Raw genomic sequence first — 20,685 nt, 5'->3', positions numbered from 1 at the left:
GTGCAGTGGCTCGGGTTGCGGCACAGCCGATGAACTGCGCCTGCGAAGAGAACCTAGGGCGTCTCGCGGCTCATTGAACAAGAGGATGAAGGCTGTAGCTACTACAGGGTCAAGCGCCAATGGCTCGGCAACAGGCCGGCGCCCTGCAATGCCGCGCGAAACGCCCGTCAGCTATAGCACCGCGCGAATACCGGCGAACACCAGCAGATGAAGCGGATAGAAGAAATAGCCCCAGCGCGTGACCGGCCAGATGCGCCAGGTGATGGTCGTGCGCAGCAGCCACAAGCCGATAAGAGGCGCAGCGAACTCCGCCGCGATGCTGATGCCGACGACCTCACCTGACCAGCCTTCCGCCCAACGATTGCGGCTGTTGGCGAGCACACAGAGCAGCGCCGGCAGCAACCACGCGGGCCCAGGCCGCTGGATCGCGATGACCAGCGCAGCCGGCACCAGGGCGCCGAACACGCCGTACATCAGGCGCTCGTGCATCGCTGCGGCCAGGGTCAGGCTCAACAGCCCCAGCAGCAGACCATGGCGTCCCTGATGATGGACACCCCAGGCGATCAGCAGGCCGATCAGCAAGGTGGGCATGATGTTCAGCGTGCTACTGGTGGAGAGCAGGCGGTAAGGCAGTTCGGAGACAACGCAGAAGGCCACCAGCCACGCCAGATAGCGACCGTTGGCATCGGTAAACAATTGGCCTGGCCGTGAGCGGCAAACGTTGGCCGCGACACCCAGGCAGAACAATGGAAACGCCAGCCGCCCCACAAAGAACAGCCAGGCTTCCGCTTGCGGCCAGAGGTAACGCGAGTGGTCGATGACCATGCTCAGCATGGCCAGCCACTTGATCAGATCCAGGCTGCTGTCACGCCTCGCCTGGGTTTCCGGGTTCGTGCCGGATGCCGTGAGGGTGGACATCATTCCCCTACCCTGTCAGCCCAATCCAGCCATGCCAACCGACGTAGACCCCTACGGCGATGATCAGTGCACTGGAGAGATAAGGCGCACGCCGCGCCACGCTGTTCAACCAGGGCCATCGACTGGACGCCTGCCTGGCGCCGATGGCGGCTGCGACACCAACGCTGACCAGTGTCAGCGCCAGCCCGATGCTGAAACACATCACCAGCACGGCGCCCAGGGCAACTTCTTTGACTTGCAGGCATAGCAACAACACGGTGATGGCGGCCGGACAGGGAATGAGCCCGCCGGTCAGGCCGAACAGCATCACCTGGCCGGTCGTGACGTTACGACTGCTGAAGCGCTTACGGATATCGTTGGCATGCGCACGCGCATGGGCATCCTCGTAGTCCGCCTGCGGCAGCTCCAGACCATCCCTATCCGCGTGGGCGTGGTCATGCTCATGGAAGCTCAGGTCATAGTCATGTGAATGGCCTGCGTGCCCCAGGCTCAGGCGTGCGGTGAATGCGTGTGGCTCAGGAATCGCGTCCAGCGACTCCAGATAGCCGCCTCGGTCGACGAAGCGGAACGGATGGGTCTGACCGTCGCAGCGGGTCGTGAGCACGCTGACCTGGTCAGCCGACCAGGCATGGCCAGTCAGTGCACGCAGTCGCCAGCGTGGCGGAACGCCGTCCTCGAAGATCGACAGCTCGACACGCCCGTGGCCGGTGTCGAGCTGGTGCGTTTCGTCTGCATGGTGATGGTCGTCCTGTTCGAAACGCCACATCCGTTCGCCACGCCAGGTGCGCCAGAACATCCACAGGGAGATGGCGACGATGATCACCGCCGACGCGAGCTGGAAGTATGGCTCGGTGGTCTCGGCGTCGAGATTCTGGCCGAGGTACATACCGCCCAGTGCCACCAGCCAGACCACGGCCGTATGCGAGACGGTGGCAGCCAGGCCAAGCACAACGGCCTGCTTCACGCTGCCGCGAATGGCGATGATGAAGGCGGCCATCATCGTTTTCGAATGCCCTGGCTCCAGGCCATGCAGGGCACCGAGCAGGATAGCCGTGGGGAAATAAAGCCAGGCGTGCGCTGCTCCCTGCTGCAGCAATTCGGCGAAGCTCGACATGACGGCTCCTACAGGTATTTGGTGATCTGCTTGAACTCTTCCAGTGGTGCGCGCTGGCCACTGGTGAGTGCCCCAACGGTGTCTTCGAGGCAGTGATCGATGTGATCCTGAATCAGGGTTCGCTTGGCCTGGCAGACCGCCTTCTCCACCGCATGCAGCTGCTGGGCGATATCCACGCAGGCACGGCCGTTTTCGATCATGGTGACGATGCTGCGCAGGTGCCCTTCGGCACGCTTCAACCGTTTGACGATGTCGCCATGGCTCTGGTGCGGGTGATCGTGTTCGTGCTGGCTCATCAGGAGGCTCTCATGCGGGATAGCGCTGCCACATCCTATCCTCCTGGGGAGGATAGCGAAAGAGCGTCGGAATGGAGAGTCGGTAGGTATCGGTGCCCGCGGCGCCCCCTTACCCCGCGTTACCCCGCGCGGATAGCCGTGCACGTCGGCTGCTTTCAGCCTGGAGTAAGGCAACTTGAGAAAGGCGGAATTTACAGGTCTCCAGGGCCCGCCCAATACGGGTTCCGCCTGCGCAGGCCAGATACAGCTTCACACTCGCCCCCGAACCGCACACCACGTTGTCACGACGCGATGACACCCGGTCGAGCAACCTGAGGCAGGATGGGCTGTGGTTCGGGATGCCAAGTGATACCATTGCGCGCTTCGACGCCGCGCTGAGCACCACCAGGCCCCGGCGCCAGATGCCCGACACGTCCACCTTGCCTTACCAGCCTTAGCGGCTCGTCTGCCGGCAGGGTCGTAGCGTTCACTCACATGCGCAGGTTCGTCTTCCTCGGTTCGGGCCGGGTCGAAAGGCTCGAAGCGGTATCCACCGTTAAACAGCGCACCTCAGTTACTGATAGGTAAGTCCTTTGATCTCCACCGCGAATATCACCATGCAGTTCGGCGCCAAGCCGCTGTTCGAGAACGTTTCCGTCAAGTTCAACAACGGCAACCGCTACGGTCTGATCGGCGCCAACGGCTGCGGCAAGTCGACCTTCATGAAAATTCTTGGTGGCGATCTCGAGCCCTCCGGTGGCCAGGTGATGCTCGAGCCGAACGTGCGCCTGGGCAAACTGCGCCAGGATCAGTTCGCCTACGAAGAATTCAACGTGATCGACACCGTGATCATGGGCCACGAGGAGCTGTGGAAGGTCAAGGCCGAGCGCGACCGCATCTACTCGCTGCCGGAAATGAGCGAAGAAGACGGCATGAAGGTCGGCGAACTCGAAGGCGAGTTCGCCGAGATGGACGGCTACACCGCCGAGTCCCGCGCTGGCGAGCTGTTGCTCGGCCTGGGTATTCCGCTGGAACAGCATTTCGGCCCGATGAGCGAAGTCGCCCCCGGCTGGAAGCTGCGCGTGCTGCTGGCCCAGGCGCTGTTCTCCGATCCGGACGTGCTGCTGCTCGACGAACCGACCAACCACCTGGACATCAACACCATCCGCTGGCTGGAAAACATCCTCACGGCGCGTAACAGCACCATGATCATCATTTCCCACGACCGTCACTTCCTCAACGCGGTCTGCACCCATATGGCCGACCTGGATTACGGCGAACTGCGCCTGTTCCCGGGCAACTACGACGAGTACATGACTGCCGCGACCCAGTCGCGCGAGCAACTGCTGGCCGACAACGCCAAGAAGAAGGCGCAGATCGCCGAGCTGCAGACCTTCGTCAGCCGCTTCTCGGCCAACGCCTCGAAAGCCAAGCAGGCCACCAGCCGCGCCAAGCAGATCGACAAGATCCAGCTGGCCGAGGTCAAGCCGTCGAGCCGCGTCAGCCCGTTCATCCGCTTCGAGCAGACCAAGAAACTGCACCGCCAGGCAGTGACCATCGAGAAGGTGTCCAAGGCCTTCGACGACAAGGTGCTGTTCAAGAACTTCAGCTTCACCGTCGAAGCCGGCGAGCGCGTAGCGATCATCGGCCCCAACGGTATCGGCAAGACCACCCTGCTGCGCACCCTGGTAGGCGAGATGGCCCCGGATGCCGGTTCGGTGAAATGGACGGAGAGCGCCGAGGTGGGCTACTACGCGCAGGATCACGCCCACGACTTCGAAGATGACGTGACCCTGTTCGACTGGATGGGCCAGTGGACGACCGGCGAGCAGGTGATTCGCGGTACCCTCGGGCGCATGCTGTTCTCCAACGACGAGATCCTCAAGTCAGTCAAGGTCATCTCCGGTGGTGAACAAGGCCGCATGCTGTTCGGCAAGCTGATCCTGCAGAAGCCCAACGTGCTGGTGATGGACGAACCGACCAACCACCTGGACATGGAATCGATCGAGGCGCTCAACCTGGCGCTGGAGAACTATCCGGGCACGCTGATCTTCGTCAGCCATGACCGCGAGTTCGTCGGCTCCCTGGCCACACGCATCATCGAACTGTCGGATAACGGCGTGACCGACTTCAGCGGCACCTACGACGACTACCTGCGCAGCCAGGGCATCATCGTCTGATACCTGCCGCACAATGAAAAAGCCCGCTTTCGCGGGCTTTTTCGTTTCAGGCGTCAGCTCAGGCTTTGGCGAACAGCTCGCTGATACGCTGCGCTGCGCCTTTCATGGCCTCTGCACGCGGCTCTTCGCCATAGGCCAGACCTTCTGCGCGAACGATCTCGATATCGTCGATGCCGACGAAGTTCAGAATGCGCACCAGATAGTCTTCATGCGCCTGGCCGGAGGGCTGGCCAGCGTGAATGCCACCAGCGCTGGAAACGATGACCACAGTCTTGCCGCCTGCCAGTCCGACCGGGCCATTCTCGGTGTACTTGAAGGTTTTGCCAGCGACGGCGATGCGGTCGATCCAGGCCTTCAGTTGGCTGGGAATGGCGAAGTTGTACATCGGTGCGCCGATGACGATGGCGTCAGCTGCGAGGAACTCTTCTACGGTGCGCTCGGCCAGTTCGACCTCGTGCTTCTGCGCAGCGTCACGCAGTTCGGCCGGGGTACCAGCAGCCACCAGGCTGGCGGCGGAGAGATGGCTCAGCGCATCGCTGGCCAGGTCGCGGTAAGTCACTTGAACATCGGACTCGGCGGCGCTCCAGGCCTTGACCACATCACGGCTGAGCTGACGGGAAGCGGACGCATCACCCAGGATGCTGGAATCGAGGTGCAGCAGTTTCATTAGGCTCTCCAGAGTGGCATGCGCCGTGGCGACGCGAAGGAGGTAGATGCTACCCATGGAGCCAATAGTCGATAAGATGGCAAAAATGCGATAGTTCGTCCCACTGATAGGACACTGATATGCATGATCTCAACGATCTGTTCTATTTCGCCAAGGTGGTGGAGGCCGGTGGTTTCGCCGCAGCCGGGCGCGCACTGGGCATTCCCAAGTCGCGCCTGTCGCGGCGTATCGCCGAGCTGGAACAACGTCTCGGCGCGCGCCTGCTGCAACGTTCGACACGCAAACTGGCGCTGACCGATATCGGCGAGCGTTACCTGCGCCATTGCCAGGCGATGTTGCTGGAGGCCGAACAGGCCGAGGAGACAGTGGCCAACCTGACCAGCGAGCCGCGCGGTCGGATACGTTTCTCCACTCCGCCCGGCGTGGCCTTGCTGCCCGGCCTGATCAACGAGTTCCTCGCCCGCTACCCCAAGGTGCAGCTGGAAGTGGTGCAGACCACTCGCCGCATCGACCTGCTGAACGAGGCCATCGACGTCGCCCTGCGCGTGCGCAACGTCGATGATGAGGAACCAGGGCTGATCACTCGCCGTCTGCTGCCGGCCCGCGCCCATGTGGTGGCACGGCCGGATCTGGTCGCCGGGCTACGCCTCGAACAACCGGAGGATCTGCAACAGTTGCCGGCCCTGGGCGCCATCGGCGCTGACCGGCGCATCCATCTGCGCTTTTGTCACGCCACGTCCCAGGAGTTTCGTGAAATCGCCCTGGAGGCGCGCCTGGCCGTCGACGACTTCCCCATGCGCAAGTCGGCGGCACTCGCAGGTGTGGGCATCACCCTGCTGCCCACCACGCATTGCCATGAGGAATTGGCCGATGGCCGGCTGATCGCCCTGCTGCCGGAGTGGACGGTGCCGCAAGGCCACATCCAGCTGGCCTATACCCACAGGCGCGGCATGTCGCCGGCAGTCCGCGCCTGGATCGAGCTCCTGAGCGACGCCTTCAGCCGCTGGAGCTTCCCGCTCTGACTCAGATGCGGAACTGACGCACCAGCGCCCCGAGGCGATCACCGAGGCCCGCCAGGCTGCGGGCAGTCTGCGCACCACGCTCGGTTTCGTCGGCCACGCTGTCCACGGCGACGGCGATCTGGTGCACGCTGCGGTTGATCTCCTCGGCCACGGCCGTCTGCTCCTCGGCGGCGCTGGCGATCTGTGCGTTCATCGCGTTGATGGTGGCGATCAGTTGGGCGATGGCATCGAGCGACTCACCGGCCTTGTTCGCCTGCTCGCTGGTCAGCTCGCCGGCATCGCTGGAACGCCGCATCGAAGTGACCGACTGCTGCGTGCCTTGTTGCAGACGGTCGATCATGCCCTGGATTTCCTGGGTGCTCTGCTGGGTACGGCTGGCCAGCGCACGCACTTCATCGGCGACCACGGCGAAACCCCGTCCGGCCTCGCCCGCGCGCGCCGCCTCGATGGCGGCGTTGAGTGCCAGCAGGTTGGTCTGCTCGGCAATGGAGCGGATCACATCGAGCACGCTGACGATGGACTGCACGTCCTGCTGCAGGCTGTCGAGCGATACGCCGCTGCTGCGGATGTCCTCCACCAGCGAGTGAATGCGCTGGATGCTGCCATCGACCACGCTCTTGGCTGCCTGCCCTTCACGGTCGGTCTGCTGCGCGGCTTCGGCGGCGTTCTGCGCACTTTTGGCCACTTCATGTGCTGCCGCCGACATTTCGTTGATCGCCGTGGCCACCTGATCGGTTTCATGACGCTGTTGCGCCATGGCCTGCTCGGAACGTTGCGCCTGATCCGACACCTGGGTGACCAGCTCGGTGAGCTGCCCGGTCATATCGACGATCTGCCGCACCAGGCCATGCACCTTCTCGACGAAGCGGTTGAACGATCCGGCCAGTTGACCCAGCTCATCCTGGCTGGTGATCGGCAGGCGCCGGGTCAGGTCACCCTCGCCCGCGGCGATGTCGTCAAGGTTGGCTTTGATCTGTTGTAGCGGACGCAGGAAGGCGTTGCCCAGCCAGACACCGATCACGCCGAACACCAGCAGCAGAATCGCTGCGACTACCACGATGCTGGTGATGATGGTGCCAATGCGCCGGTCGATCTCCGCTTGCACCTCGGTGATCCGCGCCTCGACACCGTCGAGGTTCAGCGCGGTGCCAAGGGCCATGTCCCACTTCGGCAGGTAATAGCTGTAGGCGAGCTTGGGCACCTGCACGGATTCGTTGCCCGGCAGCGGTGACGAGTAGTTGACGAAGTAGGTGTTGTTCTTCGCCACGTTGACCAGCTCGCGGTTGATGTAGACGCCATTGGAGTCGCGTCGGTCGGCCAGGCTCTTGCCGACATCCACCGGGCTGTCGCCCCGGAACAGGCGCACGACGTTGGAGTCATGGCCGAAGAAGTAGCCATCGGCGCCGTATTTGATCTTCGAGAGAATGGCGATGGCCTGTTCGCGGCTGGCCATGTCGCCTTGCGCCGCACCATCGTAGAGGCCCTTTACCGAACCCATGGCGATCTGGATGTAGTGCTCCAGTTCGCTGCGTTTTTCCTGCAGCAGACGCTCGCGCGTCTCGGCCACCTCGTCCGCGGCCAGGCTCTGCAGCACCCTCGCCGCCGTGCCGCTTAGCACCAGCGCGAAGAGGATCACGGGAACCAGCGCAAGCAGTATTACTTTGGCTTTCAATGTCAGGCGCATTTCTTGTTGTCCTTGTAAGCAGAGCCGCAACAAAACGGGGCTACCGATATATCGGCAGCCCCGTGAAGGAATTAAACGACCACAAGCGCCGAAAACTTAATCCGGCGCAGGCACGCCTTTACAGGATCATAGCGGCGGCCCAGCCGAACGCCAGCAGCGGCAGGTTGTAGTGCAGGAAGGTAGGCACCACGCTGTCCCAGATGTGATTGTGCTGGCCGTCGACGTTCAGGCCCGAGGTTGGGCCAAGGGTGGAATCGGAAGCGGGCGAGCCGGCATCGCCGATGGCGCCGGCAGTGCCGACGATACACACGGTGGCCAGCGGGCTGAAGCCCAGTTGCACGCACAGCGGCACGAAGATCGCGGCGATGATCGGTACGGTGGAGAACGACGAGCCGATGCCCATGGTCACCAACAGCCCGACCAAGAGCATCATCAGCACACCCAGGCCGCGGCTGTCGCCGATCCAGCCGGCGGAGGCGTCCACCAGGCTCTTCACTTCGCCCGTGGCGGTCATCACCTCGGCGAAACCCTGGGCGGAAATCATGATGAAGCCGATCATGGCCATCATCTTCATGCCTTCGGTGAACAGGTCGTCGGCTTCTTTCCAACGCACCACACCCGACACGGTGAAGATCACGAATCCCAGCAGCGCGCCAACGATCATCGAGTCCAGCCACAACTGCACGACGAAGGCTACCGCCACGGCCACCCCGGCGACGATCAACGTCTTGGGGTTGTACTGAGCACTCACGCGCTCGGCCTGTTCGATCTTCTCCAGGTCATAGACGCGCTTCTTGCGGTAGCTGAAGAACACCGCGACCAGCAGACCGAACAGCATGCCCAGGGCCGGGATCAGCATGGCTTCGGTGACGTTGACACCGCTGACGTCCACACCGCCCTTGGCCACGTTGGCCAGCAGGATGTTGTTGAGGAAGATGTTGCCGAAACCGACAGGCAGGAACATGTACGGCGTGATCAGACCGAAGGTGATGACGCAGGCGATCAGGCGGCGGTCGATCTGCAGCTTGGTCAGCACGTACAGCAGCGGCGGCACCAGCAGCGGAATGAAGGCGATGTGGATCGGCAGGACGTTCTGCGACGCCACCGAAACCGCCAGCAGCAGGCAGATCAGCAGCCACTTGACGCCATTGGCACCAGCCTCGCTCTGCTGACGACCAACCAGAGCCAGGGCCTTGTCAGCCAGGGCATGGGCCAGGCCGGACTTTGCGATGGCAACGGCAAAGGCGCCGAGCAACGCGTAGGACAGCGCCACCGTGGCACCGGCCCCCAAGCCCTTGTTGAAGGCGGCCAGCGAGCCGTCCATGCCCAGGCCACCGATCAGGCCACCGGCCAAGGCGCCGATGATCAGCGCTACCACCACGTGAATGCGACACAAACTGAGCACCAGCATGATGCCGACCGCGGCTATTACTGCGTTCATAAAGCGTTCCACCTACAGAGCTATCGAACCGGTGCAAACAATTACCGGAGAGGTTTGCGGCGCCGTTAGAGCCTGTTCAAAGTCTCGCGAGCTAGAGCCAGGCAAGGCGAAATCGAGCGAAGAACGCACTGGGCTCGCATTCGAGTTTACGAGCTGTAAATGAGCATTCTGACCGGGCTGGCGTTCCAGCTTGATTCAGCGCTGCATGGCCGACGCGCAGCAGACTTTGAACACGCTCTTACAAGTGCCCGAGCGCTACGGCTACGGGGTAGCGGCCACAAAAAGCCACGTACTCTGCCGGATGCAGCCTGGGATGTCAAAAGCACAATCGTGCAGAATTTCAATCAAAACCGTGCATAATATTGACCTCCATCAGGCGCTGATCAAGAAAGCTGTCAGCCAACCGATAACCCGCTGTAGCCCGCCATAGAAAGGAACGCACCATGCTGTTCAGCCGCCTTTCGATCCAGTTGAAAATCACCCTGCTCGCCGGCCTCTGCCTGCTGGCCATCGTCACACTGCTGGTGGGTGCCTCGCAGTATCAGTCCAGCCACAGCGCCGGCCTGGTTCGCGCCGCCAGCTCGAACATGCTGGAAGAAAGCGCCAAGCTGCGTCTGAAGGCACGCGGCGAATTGCAGGCGATCCGTATCCAGCGCTACTTCATGGATGCCTATCAGTACGGCAAGGGGTTCTCGCGACAGATCCTGTTTCTGCGCGAGCAGGCGGAAAAGCGCTTTCTCGATGCCTTCGACCTGCGCGAAGACCTCAATCGTCAGGTGCGCAGCAGCCTGGAGGCCAACCCCTCCCTGCTCGGCCTGTACCTGGTGTTCGAAGCCAATGCCCTCGATGGCAAGGACGAACTATTCGCCGAACAACCGGAGCTGGGCAGCAACGAGGCGGGACGATTTGCGCTGTACTGGGCACAACCTACGGTCGGCCAATTGGAGGCCGAAGTGATGACTGAGCAACTGCTCGGCGATACCACCCCTGGCGACAATGGCGTCGCTTACAACGCCTGGTACACCTGCCCTCGTGAAACCCGTCAACCTTGTGTGCTGGAGCCTTATTACGACGAGGTCGGCGGCCAGAAAACGCTGATGACCAGCATCGCCTTTCCTCTGGAACTCGATGGCAAGATCATCGGCGTCATGGGCGTGGATATCAGCCTGGCCAGCCTGCAGCAGATCAGCCAGGAGGCCAACCGTGAGCTGTACGACGGCCAGGGTCATATCAGCATCTTCAGCCCCAATGCTTTGCTCGCTGGGCATAGCCGCGATGGCAGCCTGCTCAGCCTGCCGGTCGAGCGCGCCTTTCCCGATAATGCCAGCGAATTGCGCGGCCTGATCCAGAGTGGCGCCGACGCGGAACTCAATCACGGCGAGATGCTGCGCGAGCTCAGCCCCTTCAAGCCCATTCCTGAAGCCAAACCCTGGACGGTGCTGCTGGAAGTACCTCAAGCAGTGCTGCTGGAGCGCGCCAACGCGCTCGGTGTGCAACTGGATGAACGCCGCGCCACCGACAGCCTCACCGCCCTACTGCTGGGCTTGGTCGCAGTCATCGTTGGCTTGGTACTGATGTGGCTGACCGCACGCGGCGTGACCCGACCCATTCTCGGCGTGGCCGCCATGCTCAAGGACATCGCCAGCGGCGAAGGCGACCTGACACGCCGCCTGCAGTATGCCAAGCAGGATGAGCTGGGCGAGCTGGCCGGCTGGTTCAACCGCTTCCTCGACAAGCTGCAACCGATCATCGCTGACGTGAAGAACAGCGTGCTCGACGCCCGTGGCACCGCCGACCAATCCGCCGCCATCGCCAGCCAGACCAGCGCCGGCATGCAGCAGCAATACCGCGAAGTCGATCAGGTCGCCACCGCCTTCCAGGAAATGAGCGCCACTGCGCAGGACGTCGCACACAACGCCGCACAGGCTGCCGAAGCGGCGCGTAATGCCGACCAGGCCAGCCGTGAAGGCTTGCAGGTAATCGATACGACCACCAACACCATCGAACTGTTGGCCAACGAAATGAACGTGGCCATGCAGGAGGTCGAAGGCCTGGCCAGCAGTAGCGAGCAGATCGGCTCGGTGCTCGAAGTGATCCGCTCCATCGCCGAGCAGACCAACCTGCTGGCACTCAATGCCGCCATCGAGGCAGCCCGCGCCGGTGAAGCGGGCCGTGGTTTTGCCGTGGTCGCCGACGAAGTGCGCAACCTGGCCAAACGCACCCAGGATTCGGTCGAGGAAATCCGCCAGGTGATCGAGGGCTTGCAAAGCGGCACTCGCGAAGTGGTCAGCACCATGCACAGCAGCCATCGTCAGGCTCAGGGCAGCGTCGAGCAGGTGCAACTGGCCGTGGCCGCCTTGCAGCGCATCAGCCAGGCGGTCAGCACCATCACCGACATGAACCTGCAGATCGCCAGCGCCGCCGAGGAGCAGAGTTCGGTCGCCGAGGAGATCAACCGCAACGTCGCCGCCATTCGCGACGTTACCGAATCCATCAGCAGTCAGGCACAGGAGTCCGCACAGGTCAGCCAGAACCTCAACCGCCTGGCCAACCACCAGCAGAGCCTGATGGATCAGTTCCGCGTGTGAGGTGAGGTGCGCCATGCGCACCGAAGGATCACCGAGATGAGTCAGCTCCGCGCATGACGCCAAACAACTGTTTTTATGGCGGCTGCGCCCTTGCCGCGCAGGTAGGTGTTCGCCTAGCCTGCGCCTTCATTTTTCAGGGGAAGCAGCATGCTCAACATCGCCTTGGTCGCCGGCTCCAGCCGCAACAACAGTCAATCGGGAAAGGTCGCGCGCTTTCTTCGCCAGCGCCTGATCGAACAAGGTCACACCACGCAGGATCACAGCGACATCATCGATCTCGGCCTGGCGCCCTTGCCGCTGTGGCCAGCCGAAGACAACGGCCCCTGGGAGCTCTACCGCCAGCAGTTGGCTGCAGCCGATGCTGTGATCATCATCGCGCCGGAGTGGAACGGCATGGCCTGCCCGGCGATCAAGAACTTCTTCATCTACGCCAGCAAGGCCGAACTGGCACACAAGCCGGGCTTGTTGGTGGGCGTGTCCTCCGGTATCGGCGGCGCCTACCCGATCAGCGAACTTCGCGCCTCCAGCTACAAGAACTGCCGCCTGTGCTACCTGCCCGAGCACCTGATCGTGCGCCAGGTAGAGAAAGTGCTGAACGTACCGCAGCCAGTAGACGAAGCCGACGAGCGCATTCGCGACCGCAGCGATTACGCCCTCGACGTACTGGTGCGCTACGCCCACGCCCTTAAACCGGTACGCGCCGCCATCGGTTTCGAAAACCCGACCTTCGCCAACGGTATGTAAGGCATAGCACGCACGTCTACAGGATGGGTTAGCGGCCTCGTAGACGTGCGCTGCGTAACCCTCCGGCGCTGGATTGCCCGGCGCGATGCCATGCGCCCGAACTCGGCTCAGCGCCGCGGCAAACTCACCATCACTCGCAGCCCGCCCAGCGGGCTGTCCTGCAACTCGATTCGGCCATTCCAGGCCTCGATGATGTCGCGCACGATACCCAGGCCCAGGCCGTGTCCTGCCACCTGCTCGTCCAGACGCGTGCCACGTCCGAGCACGGCCTCACGGCGCTCGGCATCGATGCCAGGGCCGTCGTCATCGACAGACAGGCGATAACCCTCGGCACTCTCCTCGACCGTCAACTGAACCTTCTGCTCGGCCCATTTGCAGGCGTTGTCCAACAGGTTGCCGAGCAACTCCAGCAGATCCTCACGGTCACGCGGCAACACCAACCCCGCGGGCGCCTGCCAATCCAGGCTCAGGCCACGGTCGTGGATCATCGCCAAGGTGGCGAACAGCCCCGGTAACTCCTGGGCGCAGTCAAAACGCGCGCCGGGTAATGCTTCACCGGCAAGGCGCGCGCGTCCCAGTTCGCGACTGAGGCGTTGTTCGATCTGCTCCAGTTGTTCGCGCATGCTGGCGCGCAAGGCCGGGTGAGCAGCCAGCTCTTCGCGTCCGGCGAGGCTGATCAACACGGCCAGCGGCGTCTTCAGCGCATGCCCCAGGTTGCCCAGGGCGTTCCGTGAACGCTTCAAGGTGTCCTCGGTGTGAGCCAGCAAATGGTTGATCTGCGCCACCAGGGATTCCAGCTCTTCGGGCACCTCGGCGTCTAGATCGGTACGACAGCCTTGCTGCAGCTGCACGATCTGCTGGCGCACCTGTTCCAGCGGGCGTAATGCGCGGCGCACCGTGTAGCGCTGCGCGATCAGAATCAACAGCAGCGCCGCGCCGCCCAAGCCCAGCCCCAGCCACTGCATGCGGCGAAAACTCTGCAGGATTGGCTGGTAATCCATCGCCACGCTGATCGACAGGTTCTCACCGTAGCGACGGTAATCGGCGCGATAGATCAACAGGCGCTGCCCCTGCGGGCCATCCCCCAGTTCCGTTTGCATCCCCAGACCATCGGGCTTGAGCAATTCACGATCCCACAACGAACGCGACCGCCAACTGCGGTCGGAAAAATCGATACGAAAATAGTGGCCGGAGAATTGCCGTTGGAACGACGGATCGAGGCGTCGCTCGTCCAACTGCAGGCCAGCCGGGCCACGCACCAATGCCGCCAGCAGGCCCTGCGCTTCATCGCGCAGGTCTCCTTCCAGATAGGTACGCAGACCACGGTCAAAGACCCACAGACTGGCTTGCGCCAGAATCAGCCCCACCAGCAGCAGCGTACCGGCAAGGCCAAGGCCAAGCCGGCGCTGAATCGACCTCAACCCTGCTCTCCGGTAAAGCGATAGCCCTGCCCGCGGCGGGTCTCGATCACGTTGCGCCCAAGCTTGCCGCGCAGTCGATTGACATGCACTTCGATGACGTTGGAGTCACGCTCGGTCTCGCCGTCATACAGATGGTCGGCCAGATGACTCTTGGACAGGATCTGCCCCGGGTGCAGCATGAAATAACGCAGCAGACGAAACTCGGCGGCAGTCAGGTCGATGGCTTCGCCACCCGATGTCACGCACTGGCGGCTCTCGTCCAGTTGCAGGCCAGCAGCCTCCAGTTGTGGCTGATTGGCCAAGCCATGCGCACGGCGCAGCAGCGCCTGGATGCGCAGCGCCAGTTCCTCAGGGTGGAAGGGTTTGGTCAGGTAATCATCGGCGCCAGCCTTGAGCCCTTCGATCCGTTCGGCCCAGGAGCCGCGCGCGGTCAGCACCAGAACCGGGGTAGCCAGGCCAGCGGCGCGCCATTCCTTCAGCACCTCCAGGCCAGGCTTGCCCGGCAGACCGAGGTCGAGAATGATCAGGTCATAAGGCTCGCTGGCACCCTGATAGGCAGCGTCCCGACCATCTGCCAACCAATCCACGGCATAACCCTGTCGGTTCAGACTGGCCGTCAGCTCGTCGGCCAGGGGTACATGGTCTTCCACCAGCAACAGGCGCATCAGTCGTCTTCCTCATCCTTCAGAATCCTGCCGTCGCGGGCATCCAGCTCGAGCTCACGCACCACGCCCGAGGTGGTCAGGATTTCCACTTCGTAGACCAGCACACCATCCTCTTCCTCCAGCTCGGCTTCCAACAGGGTGGAGCCGGGATAAGCCTTGCCAACGTGCTGCATCAGTTGCTCGAAGGGCATGATGATACCCTCGCGCCGCAGGCGCAGCGCCTCATCCTGATCGAGATCACGGGCAAAGCCCGGTGCGGCGGCAAAACCGCAACTCAGGCTCAACAGCAGCAGAGCGGCACTACGCAAGTTCATCAATCGTCCTGGTGGTTCTTCAGAATTTCACCGGTGCTGGCATCCAGCTCCAGATCCCACTGCACGCCTTGAGCGTCACGCAGCTCGATCTGGTAGATGTAGCGGCCGTACTCGTCTTCGAGCTCGGTTTCTTCGATGCGGGCACCTGGATGTTGAGCCAGGGCTGCTTCGTTGAGCTGCTCGAAGGATTTGATGGTTCCAGCATCACGCAGGCGCAGGGCTTCATCCGGCCCCAGGTCACGCGCCTGGGCAATGGTAGCGGCACTGACGAGGGTGGCAAGCGTCGCGAGGCTGATCAATCGTTTCATGGGTTTCTTCTCCAGCAGTGAATCCGTGCCTGTCACTCTAGGGCCTGGCACTTAATCCAAACTGAATTCGACCGCATCATTCACCTCATGAAGTTGCTTGGCCTGCTCGTCCACGCCTCTATAATCGCCAGCTTGCATAACGGAGGCATTGATGAGCGCGATCCATATCAAGTCCCCTGCCCTGACCATCAAGGCTGGCCCTCGGGCATTGGCGCGAATTCGTCAGAATGGTTTGAGCCCTACGGATGTCGGCATCCTGCCTGGCGCTGCAGGCGGGCCAAAGGGCATTGGTATCCAGGGGCTGGACTTGGCACTGTTCGGCGACTGGCTACTGCGCGCCCCACGCGAACGCGCTCTGATCGGCGCCTCCATCGGCTCCTGGCGTTTCGCCAGTGCCTGCCTGCCAGATCCGGCCGCCGGCATCCGTCGGCTTGGCGAGCTCTACACCTCTCAGCGTTTCGCCAAAGGCGTGAGCATGGCCGATGTGTCAGGCAGTTGCCGGCAGATGCTCAATGAGCTGCTCGCCGATCAGGATGCCGCCATCATCACCAACCCACACTATCGCCTGCATATCGTCGTGGTGAAGAGCCATGGCCTGCTGCAGCACGATCATCGCGGCAAACTGAGCCTGGGCCTGTCCTCCGTCATCGGCAATAACCTGCTGGCCAGACAACGCCTGGGACGCCACTTCGACCGAGTGATCCTGCACGATGCCCGGCAAGTCCCACCGCTGGCGCAGCTCAGTGACTTTCGCTCGCACTTTCATGCCCTGACAACGGAGAACCTGCGCCACGCGCTACTGGCTTCGGGTTCGATTCCCATGGTGATGGAGGCAATTCGCGAGATTCCCGGCCTGGAGCCTGGCGCTTATCGTGATGGCGGCCTGCTCGACTATCACCTCGACCTGCCCTATGACGGTGAGGACATCGTGCTCTATCCGCACTTCACCGATCGCGTGATCCCCGGCTGGTTCGACAAGAGCATGCCCTGGCGCCGTGGTGACCGCACACGCCTGCAGAATGCCCTGTTGCTCGCGCCTTCGCGTGACTACCTGGCGCGCCTGCCACACGGCAAACTGCCGGATCGCACCGACTTCAAACGCTACCTGGGCAATGACGAAGGACGCGAGCGTTACTGGCGTCAGGCCATGGCCGAAAGCGTTCGGCTAGGCGATGAGTTTCTCGAGTTGGTCGAAAGCGGCCGTCTGGCCGAACGCCTGCAACCGCTTTGATGATTGCGGCCAGTATCGCCCAGTAATATGCGTAGATCAGGGAGGATCGATGAAGCTTGCAGTAGCAATCATCCACGGTATTGGTAACCAGCTCGATAGCCGCGACCACGAAGGCCAGCACCAGTTCGCGCAGCGCCTAATTCAGGGCCTGCGCCTGCAGCTCGGCGAGGACGCGCAGCAGGTCGCATTCCAGAGCCTGTATTGGGCTAGCGTGCTGGATAAACGCGAAGAAGCCTATCTTGCCAAGCTTGCCCACGAACCCGTTACCTGGCGATGGCTACGCCGCATCGTCACGCTGTTTCTCGGAGATGCGGCCGGCTACCGCAAGGTCAGCGAAGCCTACGACACGACCTATCAGGAAGTGCATCAGTGCATGCGCAATGGGCTCACCGCATTGCGTGCCCAGGTAGGGCCGCAAACCCCACTACTGGTGCTGACTCACTCGCTGGGTGGCCATATCTTCTCCAACTTCGCCTGGGATCAACAGAAGCTCAATGCCACACCCAGTTGCCCGCATGACCCCTTCCTGGCATTGGAAACGCTCGCGGGCATCGTCACCTTTGGCTGCAATATCCCCTTGTTCACATTTGCCTACGACCCGGTGCAACCCATCCGCTTTCCAGGGCACTGCCTGACCGAGCCAGTGCGCGAACAGGCGCGCTGGCTGAACCTCTACGCCCCTGCCGACCCGCTGGGCTACCCACTGCGCCCCATCAAGGGTTATGAAGCAGTGGTTCACGAAGACCGCGCCATGCCGGTCGGCCCCTGGTACAAACGCCATACTCCGCTGAGCCATATGGCCTACTGGCAGGATCGAGGTTTTCACCGCTATCTGACGCAACAGATACGCCGACTGCTGAACGCACAGGCCAGTGAGCAGACCTGATAAACTGCGCCGCTTCACGCCCTTCAGGCCGAATCACTACGCGAGCGCTGTTCAGTGGAATTGTTCAAAGAGTTCATCTTCGAGGCGGCCCATCGCCTGCCCCACGTACCGGAAGGCCACAAGTGTGGCCGTCTGCATGGCCACTCCTTCCGTGTCGCCATTTATATCGAAGGTGAAGTCGATCCCTATACCGGCTGGATTCGCGACTTCTCCGAGATCAAGGCGATTTTCAAGCCGATCTACGAGCAGCTCGACCACAACTACCTGAACGACATCCCCGGCCTGGAAAACCCCACCAGCGAAGTGCTCGCCAAGTGGATCTGGCAGCAGGTCAAACCGCTGCTACCTGAACTGTCTCGTGTGCGCATCCATGAAACCTGCACCAGCGGCTGCGAATACCGCGGCGACTGACCCCAGCCCATAAGCCCCAAAGGCCACCTGACGGTGGCCTTTTCGTTTCTGCACGATCCCCGTAGGGTGCGCCATGCGCACCGGTAGTTCGGCGTCCTTGGTGGTGCGCTCAGCGCACCCTACGCGAAGCGCTATTTTCCGCACCACAAAGAAGAAACCCCCGCCTCTTTCGAAGCGGGGGTTTCGTATAGGAGCTTGATGATGATCCGGCCGGCGCTCCGGTGGCCGGCATTCCGGTACTCTCACCGCCACATCATTGTTTTCTTGACGCAAAAGTGAACGCCCTGACCAGTTACCTGATCAGGGCGTTCGTATAGGAGCTTGACGATGACCTACTCTCACATGGTGAAGCACCACACTACCATCGGCGATGCGTCGTTTCACTACTGAGTTCGGGATGGGATCAGGTGGTTCCAACGCTCTATGGTCGTCAAGCAATTTGTTGCTGTCTCGGGGTTAGCCGCTACAGCGAATTGGGTATGTGATTCGTAATTTGTAGTTCTTGCAAACTTTCGGCTTTCTGTCGACTTCACCATCGACACCCTCTGCTTTGAGGGCAGATTGTTTGGGTGTTATATGGTCAAGCCTCACGGGCAATTAGTATTGGTTAGCTCAACGCCTCACAGCGCTTACACACCCAACCTATCAACGTCGTAGTCTTCGACGGCCCTTTAGGGAGCTCAAGGCTCCAGTGAGATCTCATCTTGAGGCAAGTTTCCCGCTTAGATGCTTTCAGCGGTTATCTTTTCCGAACATAGCTACCCGGCAATGCCACTGGCGTGACAACCGGAACACCAGAGGTTCGTCCAACCCGGTCCTCTCGTACTAAGGTCAGCCCCTCTCAAATCTCAAACGTCCACGGCAGATAGGGACCGAACTGTCTCACGACGTTCTAAACCCAGCTCGCGTACCACTTTAAATGGCGAACAGCCATACCCTTGGGACCGGCTTCAGCCCCAGGATGTGATGAGCCGACATCGAGGTGCCAAACACCGCCGTCGATATGAACTCTTGGGCGGTATCAGCCTGTTATCCCCGGAGTACCTTTTATCCGTTGAGCGATGGCCCTTCCATACAGAACCACCGGATCACTAAGACCTACTTTCGTACCTGCTCGACGTGTCTGTCTCGCAGTCAAGCGCGCTTTTGCCTTTATACTCTACGACCGATTTCCGACCGGTCTGAGCGCACCTTCGTACTCCTCCGTTACTCTTTGGGAGGAGACCGCCCCAGTCAAACTACCCACCATACACTGTCCTCGATCCGGATAACGGACCAGAGTTAGAACCTCAAGGTTGCCAGGGTGGTATTTCAAGGATGGCTCCATGAGAACTGGCGTCCCCACTTCAAAGCCTCCCACCTATCCTACACAAGCAAGCTCAAAGTCCAGTGCAAAGCTATAGTAAAGGTTCACGGGGTCTTTCCGTCTAGCCGCGGATACACTGCATCTTCACAGCGATTTCAATTTCACTGAGTCTCGGGTGGAGACAGCGCCGCCATCGTTACGCCATTCGTGCAGGTCGGAACTTACCCGACAAGGAATTTCGCTACCTTAGGACCGTTATAGTTACGGCCGCCGTTTACCGGGGCTTCGATCAAGAGCTTCGCTTGCGCTAACCCCATCAATTAACCTTCCGGCACCGGGCAGGCGTCACACCCTACGTCCACTTTCGTGTTTGCAGAGTGCTGTGTTTTTAATAAACAGTCGCAGCGGCCTGGTATCTTCGACCGGCATGGGCTTACGTAGTAAATACTTCACCCTCACCGGCGCACCTTCTCCCGAAGTTACGGTGCCATTTTGCCTAGTTCCTTCACCCGAGTTCTCTCAAGCGCCTTGGTATTCTCTACCTAACCACCTGTGTCGGTTTGGGGTACGGTTCCTAGTTACCTGAAGCTTAGAAGCTTTTCCTGGAAGCATGGCATCAACCACTTCGCATTCTAAAAGAACGCTCGTCATCAGCTCTCGGCCTTGATCTCCCGGATTTACCTAAGAAATCAGCCTACCACCTTAAACACGGACAACCAACGCCGTGCTGGCCTAGCCTTCTCCGTCCCTCCATCGCAGTAACTAGAAGTACGGGAATATTAACCCGTTTCCCATCGACTACGCATTTCTGCCTCGCCTTAGGGGCCGACTAACCCTGCGTCGATTAACGTTGCGCAGGAAACCTTGGTCTTTCGGCGTGCGAGTTTTTCACTCGCATTGTCGTTACTCATGTCAGCATTCGCACTTCTGATACCTCCAGCAAGCTTCTCAACTCACCTTCACAGGCTTACAGAACGCTCCTCTACCGCTCATCCAAAGGATGAACCCGTAGCTTCGGTGTATGGTTTGAGCCCCGTTACATCTTCCGCGCAGGCCGACTCGACTAGTGAGCTATTACGCTTTCTTTAAAGGGTGGCTGCTTCTAAGCCAACCTCCTAGCTGTCTAAGCCTTCCCACATCGTTTCCCACTTAACCATAACTTTGGGACCTTAGCTGACGGTCTGGGTTGTTTCCCTTTTCACGACGGACGTTAGCACCCGCCGTGTGTCTCCCGTGCTGACACTTGCTGGTATTCGGAGTTTGCATCGGTTTGGTAAGTCGGGATGACCCCCTAGCCGAAACAGTGCTCTACCCCCAGCAGTGATACACGAGGCGCTACCTAAATAGCTTTCGAGGAGAACCAGCTATCTCCGAGCTTGATTAGCCTTTCACTCCGATCCACAGGTCATCCGCTAACTTTTCAACGGTAGTCGGTTCGGTCCTCCAGTCAGTGTTACCTAACCTTCAACCTGCCCATGGATAGATCGCCCGGTTTCGGGTCTATACCCAG

General features: G+C 61.1%; 17 protein-coding genes, 2 rRNA genes and 3 pseudogenes (1 of these 22 cut by a window edge). 9 read left to right on the top strand and 13 right to left on the bottom strand.

Annotation, left to right across the window (positions count from 1 at the left end; translation table 11 throughout):
- Nucleotides 1–171: 171 nt before the first annotated feature.
- Genes HS968_RS11070 through HS968_RS11060 form a run of 3 tightly spaced genes read right to left on the bottom strand, consistent with a single transcriptional unit; the run spans nt 172 to nt 2,328 of the window.
- A complete protein-coding gene (locus HS968_RS11070) occupies nt 172–921 on the bottom strand; it encodes a TraX family protein (protein ID WP_238338936.1) in 750 nt (249 codons plus the stop codon).
- Nucleotides 922–925: 4 nt separating this feature from the next.
- Nucleotides 926–2,032, bottom strand: coding sequence for a nickel/cobalt efflux protein RcnA (locus HS968_RS11065; RefSeq protein ID WP_182371271.1), 1,107 nt, complete (start codon nt 2,030–2,032; stop codon nt 926–928).
- Nucleotides 2,033–2,040: 8 nt separating this feature from the next.
- Nucleotides 2,041–2,328 carry a metal-sensing transcriptional repressor gene (locus HS968_RS11060; RefSeq protein ID WP_182371270.1) on the bottom strand — a complete coding sequence of 96 codons (288 nt, stop codon included), beginning with the start codon at nt 2,326–2,328 and terminating at the stop codon, nt 2,041–2,043.
- 572 nt (nt 2,329–2,900) lie between these two features.
- Between HS968_RS11060 and HS968_RS11055 the strand changes: the two genes are divergently transcribed.
- Nucleotides 2,901–4,487 carry an ABC-F family ATPase gene (locus HS968_RS11055; RefSeq protein WP_182371269.1) on the top strand — a complete coding sequence of 529 codons (1,587 nt, stop codon included), beginning with the start codon at nt 2,901–2,903 and terminating at the stop codon, nt 4,485–4,487.
- 58 nt (nt 4,488–4,545) lie between these two features.
- Here the strand turns inward: HS968_RS11055 and HS968_RS11050 are convergent, their stop codons facing one another.
- Nucleotides 4,546–5,154, bottom strand: a complete 609-nt coding sequence (locus tag HS968_RS11050) for an FMN-dependent NADH-azoreductase (RefSeq protein WP_182371268.1) — start codon at nt 5,152–5,154, stop codon at nt 4,546–4,548.
- Between the two features lie 119 nt (nt 5,155–5,273).
- Here HS968_RS11050 and HS968_RS11045 point away from each other — a divergent pair, with 119 nt between their 5' ends.
- A complete protein-coding gene (locus tag HS968_RS11045; RefSeq protein WP_179621774.1) occupies nt 5,274–6,176 on the top strand; it encodes a LysR substrate-binding domain-containing protein in 903 nt (300 codons plus the stop codon).
- 1 nt (nt 6,177) lies between these two features.
- Here the strand turns inward: HS968_RS11045 and HS968_RS26680 are convergent.
- The 3 genes and pseudogenes from HS968_RS26680 to HS968_RS11035 all read right to left on the bottom strand — a co-directional run.
- Nucleotides 6,178–7,176: pseudogene (locus HS968_RS26680) on the bottom strand (methyl-accepting chemotaxis protein); the annotation flags it as partial.
- 159 nt (nt 7,177–7,335) lie between these two features.
- A pseudogene (locus HS968_RS26675) lies at nt 7,336–7,860 on the bottom strand (cache domain-containing protein); the annotation flags it as partial.
- Nucleotides 7,861–7,978: 118 nt separating this feature from the next.
- Entirely contained in the window at nt 7,979–9,301 is a 1,323-nt protein-coding gene (locus tag HS968_RS11035) for a Na+/H+ antiporter family protein (RefSeq protein WP_182371267.1), read from the bottom strand.
- Between the two features lie 159 nt (nt 9,302–9,460).
- Here HS968_RS11035 and HS968_RS11030 point away from each other — a divergent pair, with 159 nt between their 5' ends.
- The 4 genes and pseudogenes from HS968_RS11030 (at nt 9,461) to HS968_RS11020 (ending at nt 12,633) form a co-directional block, all read left to right on the top strand.
- Nucleotides 9,461–9,661, top strand: a complete 201-nt coding sequence (locus HS968_RS11030; RefSeq protein WP_182371266.1) for a hypothetical protein — start codon at nt 9,461–9,463, stop codon at nt 9,659–9,661.
- An 83-nt stretch (nt 9,662–9,744) separates the two neighbouring features.
- A pseudogene (locus HS968_RS26670) lies at nt 9,745–10,983 on the top strand (PDC sensor domain-containing protein); the annotation flags it as partial.
- A 150-nt stretch (nt 10,984–11,133) separates the two neighbouring features.
- A complete protein-coding gene (locus HS968_RS26665) occupies nt 11,134–11,889 on the top strand; it encodes a methyl-accepting chemotaxis protein (RefSeq protein WP_407681655.1) in 756 nt (251 codons plus the stop codon).
- Nucleotides 11,890–12,036: 147 nt separating this feature from the next.
- Nucleotides 12,037–12,633, top strand: a complete 597-nt coding sequence (locus HS968_RS11020) for an NADPH-dependent FMN reductase (RefSeq protein WP_182371264.1) — start codon at nt 12,037–12,039, stop codon at nt 12,631–12,633.
- Nucleotides 12,634–12,740: 107 nt separating this feature from the next.
- Here the strand turns inward: HS968_RS11020 and HS968_RS11015 are convergent, their stop codons facing one another.
- Genes HS968_RS11015 through HS968_RS11000 form a run of 4 tightly spaced genes read right to left on the bottom strand, consistent with a single transcriptional unit; the run spans nt 12,741 to nt 15,341 of the window.
- Nucleotides 12,741–14,054, bottom strand: a complete 1,314-nt coding sequence (locus tag HS968_RS11015; RefSeq protein ID WP_182371263.1) for an ATP-binding protein — start codon at nt 14,052–14,054, stop codon at nt 12,741–12,743.
- Nucleotides 14,051–14,719 (bottom strand): response regulator transcription factor, encoded by a 669-nt coding sequence (locus HS968_RS11010; protein WP_182371262.1) that lies wholly within the window; start codon nt 14,717–14,719, stop codon nt 14,051–14,053. The genes HS968_RS11015 and HS968_RS11010 overlap by 4 nt, the downstream gene beginning before the upstream one ends.
- Nucleotides 14,719–15,033 carry a PepSY domain-containing protein gene (locus tag HS968_RS11005; RefSeq protein ID WP_182371261.1) on the bottom strand — a complete coding sequence of 105 codons (315 nt, stop codon included), beginning with the start codon at nt 15,031–15,033 and terminating at the stop codon, nt 14,719–14,721. Before HS968_RS11005 ends, HS968_RS11010 begins: the two co-directional genes overlap by 1 nt.
- Entirely contained in the window at nt 15,033–15,341 is a 309-nt protein-coding gene (locus HS968_RS11000) for a PepSY domain-containing protein (RefSeq protein WP_106742303.1), read from the bottom strand. Before HS968_RS11000 ends, HS968_RS11005 begins: the two co-directional genes overlap by 1 nt.
- Before the next feature lie 151 nt (nt 15,342–15,492).
- Between HS968_RS11000 and HS968_RS10995 the strand changes: the two genes are divergently transcribed.
- Genes HS968_RS10995 through queD form a run of 3 tightly spaced genes read left to right on the top strand, consistent with a single transcriptional unit; the run spans nt 15,493 to nt 17,869 of the window.
- On the top strand, nt 15,493–16,572 hold the full coding sequence (locus HS968_RS10995) for a patatin-like phospholipase family protein (RefSeq protein WP_182371260.1): 1,080 nt from the start codon (nt 15,493–15,495) through the stop codon (nt 16,570–16,572).
- A gap of 49 nt (nt 16,573–16,621) precedes the next feature.
- Nucleotides 16,622–17,458: a hypothetical protein gene (locus tag HS968_RS10990; protein ID WP_182371259.1), complete on the top strand. Its 837-nt coding sequence runs from the start codon at nt 16,622–16,624 to the stop codon at nt 17,456–17,458.
- A 54-nt stretch (nt 17,459–17,512) separates the two neighbouring features.
- Nucleotides 17,513–17,869 (top strand): 6-carboxytetrahydropterin synthase QueD, encoded by a 357-nt coding sequence (gene queD / locus HS968_RS10985; RefSeq protein ID WP_003461315.1) that lies wholly within the window; start codon nt 17,513–17,515, stop codon nt 17,867–17,869.
- Nucleotides 17,870–18,188: 319 nt separating this feature from the next.
- On the opposite strand, the gene rrf is transcribed toward queD, so the two are convergent.
- Together rrf and HS968_RS10975 are read right to left on the bottom strand one after the other, a co-directional pair.
- A 5S ribosomal RNA gene (rrf, locus tag HS968_RS10980) occupies nt 18,189–18,304 on the bottom strand.
- A gap of 141 nt (nt 18,305–18,445) precedes the next feature.
- Nucleotides 18,446–20,685, bottom strand: a 23S ribosomal RNA gene (locus HS968_RS10975); it runs 651 nt beyond the window's last position.

The organism is Pseudomonas berkeleyensis (assembly GCF_014109765.1).
Classification (GTDB): Bacteria; Pseudomonadota; Gammaproteobacteria; order Pseudomonadales; family Pseudomonadaceae; genus Aquipseudomonas; species Aquipseudomonas berkeleyensis.
Note: the sequence above shows the minus strand (reverse complement) of the source record. Positions and strands in the feature narration are given on the sequence as shown.

Excerpts from the sequence above, each read along its gene's own strand:
- HS968_RS11000 (WP_106742303.1), bottom strand. The coding sequence starts at position 15,341 with ATGAAACGATTGATCAGCCTCGCGACGCTTGCCACCCTCGTCAGTGCC.
- HS968_RS11050 (WP_182371268.1), bottom strand. The coding sequence starts at position 5,154 with ATGAAACTGCTGCACCTCGATTCCAGCATCCTGGGTGATGCGTCCGCT.
- HS968_RS10995 (WP_182371260.1), top strand. The coding sequence starts at position 15,493 with ATGAGCGCGATCCATATCAAGTCCCCTGCCCTGACCATCAAGGCTGGC.
- HS968_RS11020 (WP_182371264.1), top strand. The coding sequence starts at position 12,037 with ATGCTCAACATCGCCTTGGTCGCCGGCTCCAGCCGCAACAACAGTCAA.
- HS968_RS11045 (WP_179621774.1), top strand. The coding sequence starts at position 5,274 with ATGCATGATCTCAACGATCTGTTCTATTTCGCCAAGGTGGTGGAGGCC.
- HS968_RS11035 (WP_182371267.1), bottom strand. The coding sequence starts at position 9,301 with ATGAACGCAGTAATAGCCGCGGTCGGCATCATGCTGGTGCTCAGTTTG.
- HS968_RS11070 (WP_238338936.1), bottom strand. The coding sequence starts at position 921 with ATGATGTCCACCCTCACGGCATCCGGCACGAACCCGGAAACCCAGGCG.
- HS968_RS11065 (WP_182371271.1), bottom strand. The coding sequence starts at position 2,032 with ATGTCGAGCTTCGCCGAATTGCTGCAGCAGGGAGCAGCGCACGCCTGG.
- HS968_RS11030 (WP_182371266.1), top strand. The coding sequence starts at position 9,461 with ATGAGCATTCTGACCGGGCTGGCGTTCCAGCTTGATTCAGCGCTGCAT.
- HS968_RS11005 (WP_182371261.1), bottom strand. The coding sequence starts at position 15,033 with ATGAACTTGCGTAGTGCCGCTCTGCTGCTGTTGAGCCTGAGTTGCGGT.
- HS968_RS26665 (WP_407681655.1), top strand. The coding sequence starts at position 11,134 with ATGCAGCAGCAATACCGCGAAGTCGATCAGGTCGCCACCGCCTTCCAG.
- HS968_RS11010 (WP_182371262.1), bottom strand. The coding sequence starts at position 14,719 with ATGCGCCTGTTGCTGGTGGAAGACCATGTACCCCTGGCCGACGAGCTG.
- HS968_RS10990 (WP_182371259.1), top strand. The coding sequence starts at position 16,622 with ATGAAGCTTGCAGTAGCAATCATCCACGGTATTGGTAACCAGCTCGAT.
- HS968_RS11060 (WP_182371270.1), bottom strand. The coding sequence starts at position 2,328 with ATGAGCCAGCACGAACACGATCACCCGCACCAGAGCCATGGCGACATC.